This window comes from Microbacterium sp. F2 (assembly GCF_052274505.1).
Classification (GTDB): Bacteria; Actinomycetota; Actinomycetes; order Actinomycetales; family Microbacteriaceae; genus Microbacterium.
Genome location: NZ_JBNVBV010000005.1, coordinates 224,291 through 231,040, shown reverse-complemented (window position 1 = coordinate 231,040; position 6,750 = coordinate 224,291). Strand labels below are relative to the sequence as shown.

At 66.6% G+C, this 6,750-nt stretch carries 8 protein-coding genes and 1 tRNA gene; all 9 read right to left on the bottom strand.

From position 1 onward, the window contains the following. Window positions 1-202: 202 nt before the first annotated feature. The 9 genes from ACQVDU_RS11280 to ACQVDU_RS11240 all read right to left on the bottom strand — a co-directional run bounded on the left by ACQVDU_RS11280 (window position 203) and on the right by ACQVDU_RS11240 (window position 6,750). Window positions 203-292 (bottom strand) — tRNA-Ser (locus ACQVDU_RS11280). A gap of 59 nt (window positions 293-351) precedes the next feature. Continuing rightward, a complete protein-coding gene (locus ACQVDU_RS11275; RefSeq protein WP_443477156.1) occupies window positions 352-1,683 on the bottom strand; it encodes a DUF222 domain-containing protein in 1,332 nt (443 codons plus the stop codon). Between the two features lie 66 nt (window positions 1,684-1,749). Next, window positions 1,750-2,163, bottom strand: a complete 414-nt coding sequence (locus ACQVDU_RS11270; RefSeq protein WP_300591000.1) for a VOC family protein — start codon at window positions 2,161-2,163, stop codon at window positions 1,750-1,752. Beyond that, window positions 2,160-2,507 carry a DUF2200 domain-containing protein gene (locus ACQVDU_RS11265; protein WP_300590999.1) on the bottom strand — a complete coding sequence of 116 codons (348 nt, stop codon included), beginning with the start codon at window positions 2,505-2,507 and terminating at the stop codon, window positions 2,160-2,162. The genes ACQVDU_RS11270 and ACQVDU_RS11265 overlap by 4 nt, the downstream gene beginning before the upstream one ends. 22 nt (window positions 2,508-2,529) lie before the next feature. Next, on the bottom strand, window positions 2,530-3,618 hold the full coding sequence (locus ACQVDU_RS11260; protein WP_300590998.1) for a DNA glycosylase AlkZ-like family protein: 1,089 nt from the start codon (window positions 3,616-3,618) through the stop codon (window positions 2,530-2,532). 41 nt (window positions 3,619-3,659) lie between these two features. Then, a complete protein-coding gene (locus ACQVDU_RS11255; RefSeq protein WP_300590997.1) occupies window positions 3,660-4,076 on the bottom strand; it encodes a GNAT family N-acetyltransferase in 417 nt (138 codons plus the stop codon). Between the two features lie 53 nt (window positions 4,077-4,129). After that, on the bottom strand, window positions 4,130-5,029 hold the full coding sequence (locus ACQVDU_RS11250) for a multidrug DMT transporter permease (protein ID WP_443477155.1): 900 nt from the start codon (window positions 5,027-5,029) through the stop codon (window positions 4,130-4,132). 73 nt (window positions 5,030-5,102) lie between these two features. Beyond that, window positions 5,103-5,825, bottom strand: coding sequence for an ABC transporter ATP-binding protein (locus ACQVDU_RS11245; RefSeq protein ID WP_292728012.1), 723 nt, complete (start codon window positions 5,823-5,825; stop codon window positions 5,103-5,105). Further along, window positions 5,818-6,750 carry an ABC transporter ATP-binding protein gene (locus ACQVDU_RS11240; protein WP_443477154.1) on the bottom strand — a complete coding sequence of 311 codons (933 nt, stop codon included), beginning with the start codon at window positions 6,748-6,750 and terminating at the stop codon, window positions 5,818-5,820. Before ACQVDU_RS11240 ends, ACQVDU_RS11245 begins: the two co-directional genes overlap by 8 nt.

Sequence of the window (6,750 nt, the reverse complement as noted above, 5' to 3'; positions counted from 1 at the left end):
AAGCCGCGAGATCAGCTACCCTCGCGGAAGCGGCATAACCCACCCGACACCGTGTCCACGATCAAGGGTCAAGGCCCATCGTGAGAGTGAGTCTCCCGGCGCGCGAGATTTCTGTTACCGCTGCGTTACTGCAACCCCTCCCCCGGACATGACGAAGGCCCCGCCTCCCCAGTGTTTTCTAGGGGAGTCGGGGCCTTCGTTCTGGCGGTGACGGTGGGATTTGAACCCACGGTGCGCTTGCACGCACACACGACTTCCAATCGTGCTCCTTAGGCCGCTCAGACACGTCACCAGAACAGCCTGTCCATCGTACCCGATGGCCCCCTGCCGCCCGAACCAGCGTCGGAACGCTCAGGCAGTGAGGGCGAGGCGGGAGCTGCCCGCGAGGCGGGGCGTCCGGGCGGGGTCGATCCACGCAGGCGGAACGAGCCAGACCCGCCCAGTCGGGCCGGTGCTCTCAATCTCGACATCCCATCCATCGTCGTGAACCCGATGGTGACACCCGGTGCACAGGAGCACGCCATTCTCGAGGTCGGTTGGACCGGTATCTCGTTCCCACCACTTCGCGTGATGAACAATGCACCACCCCGGCGGGGCGCCGCAGAAGATGCATCCGCCGTCTCTTCCTGCGAGCGCAAGCTTCTGGGCGGGAGTGAACAAACGCTTGAGCCTTCCCCAGTCGAGAATCTCGCTCTCGCCACCCAGCACACACGGGATAACTTGGGCGTCGGCCGCGAGCCGGCGGACGGCTCCTGCCGAAACCGGTTGATCGAGACCGTCGATCGTGGCAGCCCCGATTCCGCTCTGCAGTTCCTCAAGACTCATACGCACGACGACGGTGGTTGCAGGGCCCGTGGGGACACGGTCGCAGCTCAATCCGTGCCGACACAGGTCCGCCAACGCGTCTGCGGCAAGCTGCTTCACGGATCGCAGGTCGCGCTCGTCGGTGGATGCATGCTCGTTGCGGCGCAAGACCTGGGTCACCATCGCTTCAATCGCCGTCTTCACGGGCGCCGCGGTCTCGGCATCCAGTTTTGCCGTGAGCGTCACCATGCCGTCGCGCTCCTGGATAACGAGAGAGCGCTGCGCCCGGGCATCCTCGTGCTGCGGTTCGACACCATCGGGATCGAGGTGCGCCTCGACGCGCGCCAGCAGCTTCGAGAGTTCGTCGGGCCGCATTCCGGGCGCAAGTTCCACGAGCTGCCGTTCTGCTTCGTCGATGCGCGCAGGGTCTACACGAAGGGCCAGCCGGTCGAGGAGTGTCACGATCGCCGCCGCCGGCGTCACCCCGAGGTCCCCCCGGGCGACAGACGCCGCCACGTACTGCCGCTTCGCGGGCAACGGATCACCCGTGAGCGTCATGCGGGGCGCGGTGGCCTCGCCGACCTGGACGATGCGCAAAGCCTCACCGATGCCGGTGCCGCTCGTGGTCGAAATCAGCGCGGCAGGCGAGGCAAACCCTTGACGCTTGGCGAAAGACTGCTTGCCGAGCTCACGCCGCGACTGACGAGCGATCTCGGCGGCAACCGGCGCGAATGCTGCATCCACGCGCCGCCGCAGCGCACCGTAAGCCTTGTTCACGGCAACGAGCTCAGCTGCAGTCAGCGACTCCGGCGACCGTTCGGCGCCGGCAGCAGCGAGCGCTTCCAGCGCTTCCGCGATGCCCACGAGCGAGTTCGTCATGCCTCGACATTAGAACATACCTCCGACATTCATCCCGGCGGTCGCCCCCTCCGTCGAGACCTGACGTCAGTCCTTCGCCTCGCGCGGCGGGTTGTGCATGAACTCGATACGGATGCCGTTCTCATCCTCGAGAAAGGATGCGTAGTACCGGGGCGTGAAGCGCGGATACCGCTTGGGATCGCGGACCGCGCCCCAGCCGGAAGCCACCGCCACCGCGTGCAGTCGGTCCACCTCTGCGCGCGAGCCGACCGCGAACGCGAGGTGCTGCCAGCCGACCCTGCCATGCTCGTGCGGACCGCTCCCGGGGTCACGAGCGGGATAGAAGATGAGTTCCGTCTCGCCCGGTCTCGTCCAGAACACTGTGGACCCGGCATCCGTGCGAACGTAGCCGAGCTCGGTGAGCACCGGCTCGAATCGGTCAGCAGTCGCCGCGACGTCGGCGACCGAGATACCCAGATGATTGACGAGCGGCAACGTCACGCCTGCCGGAGGATCTTCGGCATCGCCTTGCCCTTGGCCAGTTCGTCGATCAGCTTGTCGAGGTATCGGATCTTCTGCATCAGCGGATCCTCGATCTCCTCCACACGAACGCCGCAGACAACCCCGGTGATCGCCGAGACGCGCGGGTTGAGGTCGGCACCCGCGAAGAACTCCTCGAACGTCGTGCTCTCGTCGAGGTGTCGCGCCAGAGCGTCGTCATCGAAGCCCGTGAGCCAGGCGATGATCTCGTCGACCTCGCCCTTCGTTCGCCCCTTGCGTTCGGCCTTCGCGATGTAGAGCGGGTAGACCGACGCGAAGCTCGTGGTGAAGATCCGGTGCGCCATGATCCGAGGGTACGCGCCGGGCCTATCGGCGTCCCGAGGCAAACACCACCGGAACACCGAGCCACTCTCCAAGGTCGCGAATCTCGGCATCCACCATCTCGCGCTCCTCGTCATCGAACGGGATCAGCTCGTGGACGGCCGAGACGACGAGGTTCTCTTTCTTCTTGTCGAGTTCGGCATCCAGCAGCGCCGAGAAACGGTCACCGATGAGGATCGGATGCACGAAGTAGCCGTACACGCGTTGGGCTTTGGGCTTGAACTGCTCGAGGATGAAGTCGAAATCGAACAGTTCGGCAAGGCGCGGGCGGTCGAAGAGCATCCGGTCGTACGGGTTGAGGATCGCGACGCGGCCCCCGGGGTCGTCGTCGAGGGCGGCGATCGCCTCGGGGTCAACGCGCCACTTCCACGCGCTCCCCTCGATCTCCGCCGGCTCCCCCGCCATGCCGACGTCGCTCCAGGGCGACTTCTGGCGCGCGATCCCGGCAGCTTGAAGGCGTCGCTGCTGCATCCGCTCTTCGGCTTCCTCGGGCGTTAAGGATCCGTCATCCGGACCGTACAACCGCTCTGCCAGGTCCCACACTCGCTGCCGGTTCTCGCGTCGGACCACTGCCACCTCGCCGATGACCGAGAGCAGCTCGAGCATCCGTGGCACCTGGTTCGATCCGTACCAGCCGCTCTCGTTGCTGCGCTGCACCACGCTGGTGTCAGGGATCTCGGATGCCAGCAGCGGCCCCTCGGCGCGTAGGCGGGCAAGCACATCCTTGCGAAAGGTGGCGTTTGCCTCGAGGTACTCGCGAGATGCGGCGCGCAGCTGCCGGGCACGCATCAGCGGCACCATGTAGGGCATCAGGCTGGAGGCGAAGAACCGCCCGTCGAATTCGAACAGCAGACGATCGTCTTCAACGGCCTTCTTCAGCTGACCTGGCTCATAGCCCCACCCGATTCGGCTCCAGAATGCGGTCTGTTCCGCGGGAGCAATGGTTGCGGTCGGGTCGATCTTGATGCTCCCGAGTTGCTCGGCGACCTCGACGACGTCGCCGGGACGATCGGCATCCAGCAACTGCGCACGCACGGCGATCCGGCGCGCTTCGTCCCGCGTGAGGCGATGCATTCCGCGAGCGTACCGCGCAGCCCCGACACGCGCCCGACGTGTCAGTGGGCTCCGAGAACCATGTACTTCTCGGGCGCGCGCACGCCTTCGAATCCGAACTGGGCGTACAGTCCGTGCGCGTCGGCGGTCGCCAGCATGACACGGCGGACGCCGAGCGGTTCGACGTCCGCGACGATCCCGGCCATGAGCGCCTTTCCGATGCCCCGGCCTCGGGCATCCGGAGAGACGAAGACATCGCACAGCCAGGCGAAAGTCGCGCCGTCCGTCACGATCCGTGCGTAGCCCAACTGCGCACCAGTCTCGGAGTCATAGATCCCGTAATTGCGGGAGTTCTCGATCGCGGCATCCTGCTGCTCGCGGCTGCGTCCTCGCGCCCAATACGACAGTTCACTCAGCCAGCGGTGAACCGTGACCCGATCGACACGGCGCGGGTCAGCCGAGAATTCGTATGCAGGCATGGGGATATTCTTCCCGAGAAGATCCGCCGGTCACGTCGCTGAGCGCGAGCTGGTCACCGCGACGGCTGCGTGATCGAGGCGAGCCGCCAGACCGCCCACATGGCGCCGGCGCCGGCAACGGCGAACACGCCGAAGCTCCACAGCGGCGCTCCGACTGCCTCGCCGAGCACGGTGATGCCGAGGATGACAGCAATGAAGGGGTCGACGATCGTGAGCCCCGCGACAACTGTCTGCGGGTTGCTCACGGTATGGGCTGTCTGCACGAAGTAGATCGACAGCGCGCCGGCAACCGCGATCCCGACAAGGCAGGCGATCGTCAGCAGGTTTGTGTCGTCGATGCTGAAGTCCTGAGAGGCCCAGGCGGTCTGGACGCGCAGGATGACGGTCTTGCCGAGGGTTGCGACGAATCCTGCGAACAGCCCGCCGAGCACGACGTAGGCAACGGGAGGGATGCCGCGCCGCCGCAGCCAAGCGAGTGCTGCGAAGGTCGCGGCAAGAACGACGAGCAGGATGATGAGGATCAGGATGAGCTCACGGTCGGTGATCGTCGTCTGCACGCTGACGGCGGCGGCCACTCCGACGAACGCGGCAAGGCTGGCGACAGCGACGAGGATCGCGACGATCTCGGCGCTGCTGGGCCTGCGCCGGGTGACGAGCGCGGTGAGCGCCGATGCGAAGACCAAAGCAATGACACCGACGGGCTGCACCACGATCAGGGGTGCGAACGCCAGAGCGGTGAGCTGTGCAAGGATCGCCAGCCCGAACAGCACGGAGCCGAGAAGCCAGACCGGAGTCCTCGCGAGAGCCCAGAACCCCGCGGCCCCGAGCCCCGACGTACTGGCTCCCTTCGCCCGCTCGACTCCGACTGATTGGAGGTGGTTTCCGACAGTGAGCAGCGCCGCTGACAACACGGCAAGCGCGATACCGATGATCGGAAACGAACTCAGCTCCATGTGGGTCCCCCGCTGTCTCGCCGTGTCACCTGGCGCTCAGGCTATCCGACAGCGCAGGATCTAGAGACGCCGATCAGCCGGATGCCGCGGGCTGCGCGAGAACGCCTCGTTCGGTGAGCACCCCATCGTGGATCTCCAAGACCCGGTCCGCGCGCGCCACGATCGACGGGTCATGTGTCGAAAGCAGCACCGCGACCCCGTCGTCGTGCGCGACCGAGGCGATGAGATCGATCATTGCATCGGCGGTGTGCGAGTCGAGCTGGCCGGTCGGTTCATCGGCCAGCAGCACCCGCGGCGACGCCGCCAGAGCCCGAGCGATCGCGACACGCTGACGCTGACCGCCAGACAGTTCCGACGGACGCTGCCCGGCGTGGCCAGCCAGGCCGACCCGCTCCAGGAGCGCCGCGACCTGCTCGTCGCGCGCGCCCGGTTCGGTCCGGGCGATCCGCAGTGGGATCTCGACATTCTCGGCGGCGGTGAGCGCGTCCAGAAGTCCGAACGACTGGAAGATGAAGGCGACGTCCTCACGCCTGACCCTGTCGAGGTCACGCTCCGAGGCATCCGTGATGACGACCTCTCCGACGCGGGCCGATCCGCTCGACGCCGTCTCGATACCGCCAAGGACGTGCAGGAGGGTCGTCTTTCCCGCCCCCGAGGGGCCGATGAGCACGACGAGTTCGCCCGGGTACAGCTCCAGCGAGGCCCCGACGAGGGCGTGCACCTCTCCGGCGGGCGTCACGTGGGTCACCGACAGGTCGGATGCCGTGACCACGGGCTCCACGGAACGCTCACTCATCCGTAGCCTCGTCTCGTGTCTCTCCGGCTCCGCCCCGGCTTGCAGAGCCCTCGTGACCGGGCCGCACCGCGACATGATCGGCCTGAAGCTGTAGTCGCACCCGATCACGCAGGCCCAGGCTCGTCAGGTAGTCCGCCGGCAGCTGCATCCGCCCGACTCGGTCGAGCACGACGAACTCCTCGGCCATGGCGTGCTCGCGTCCGTCGTCATCGGTGTGAGTCCAGCGCAACACTTCGGTTGCCGTACGACCGTCCCGGATCTGGACAGTCCGCTGGACGTGCTCAGAGACCGCCGGGTCGTGGGTGACGATCAGAGCGGTGGTTCCCAGCTCGGCGTTGACCTGCTCGAAGGTGCGAAGAACCTCCGCCGATGCTTCCTCGTCGAGGTCGCCGGTCGGCTCATCGGCCAGCAGCACCCGAGGCTCATTGACCAGTGCGACCGCGATCGCGACGCGCTGCTGCTGCCCGCCCGAGAGCTCTGCCGGGTGCCGGCCTGCCAGGTGGGCAGCCCCGACGAGATCCAGCATCCGCAGCGCACGCTCCTTCGCACGAGGCTTGCGCCCGATGGCTGCGGCCAGCTCGACGTTCTCGAGCGCGGAGAGGTAGGGCAGCAGGTTCCGCGCTGTCTGTTGCCAGACGAAGCCCACCACATCGCGCCGGTAGGCCACGCGATCGCGGTTGGTCAGCGACGGCAGGTCACGGCCAGCGACCACAGCCTTCCCCGCCGTGGGGGTATCCAATCCCGACAGAATCGCCAGCAGCGTCGATTTGCCTGAACCCGAGGCTCCGACGAGTGCGACAAGTTCCCCGCGACCGACGAACAGGTCAAGGCCCTGGAGGGCCTGCACCTCGATATCGGCGACGGTGAAGATCCGCACGAGTCCTTCGCAGTGGATGTCGGCTTCAGCCGAGGGTGCTGGTGTCAT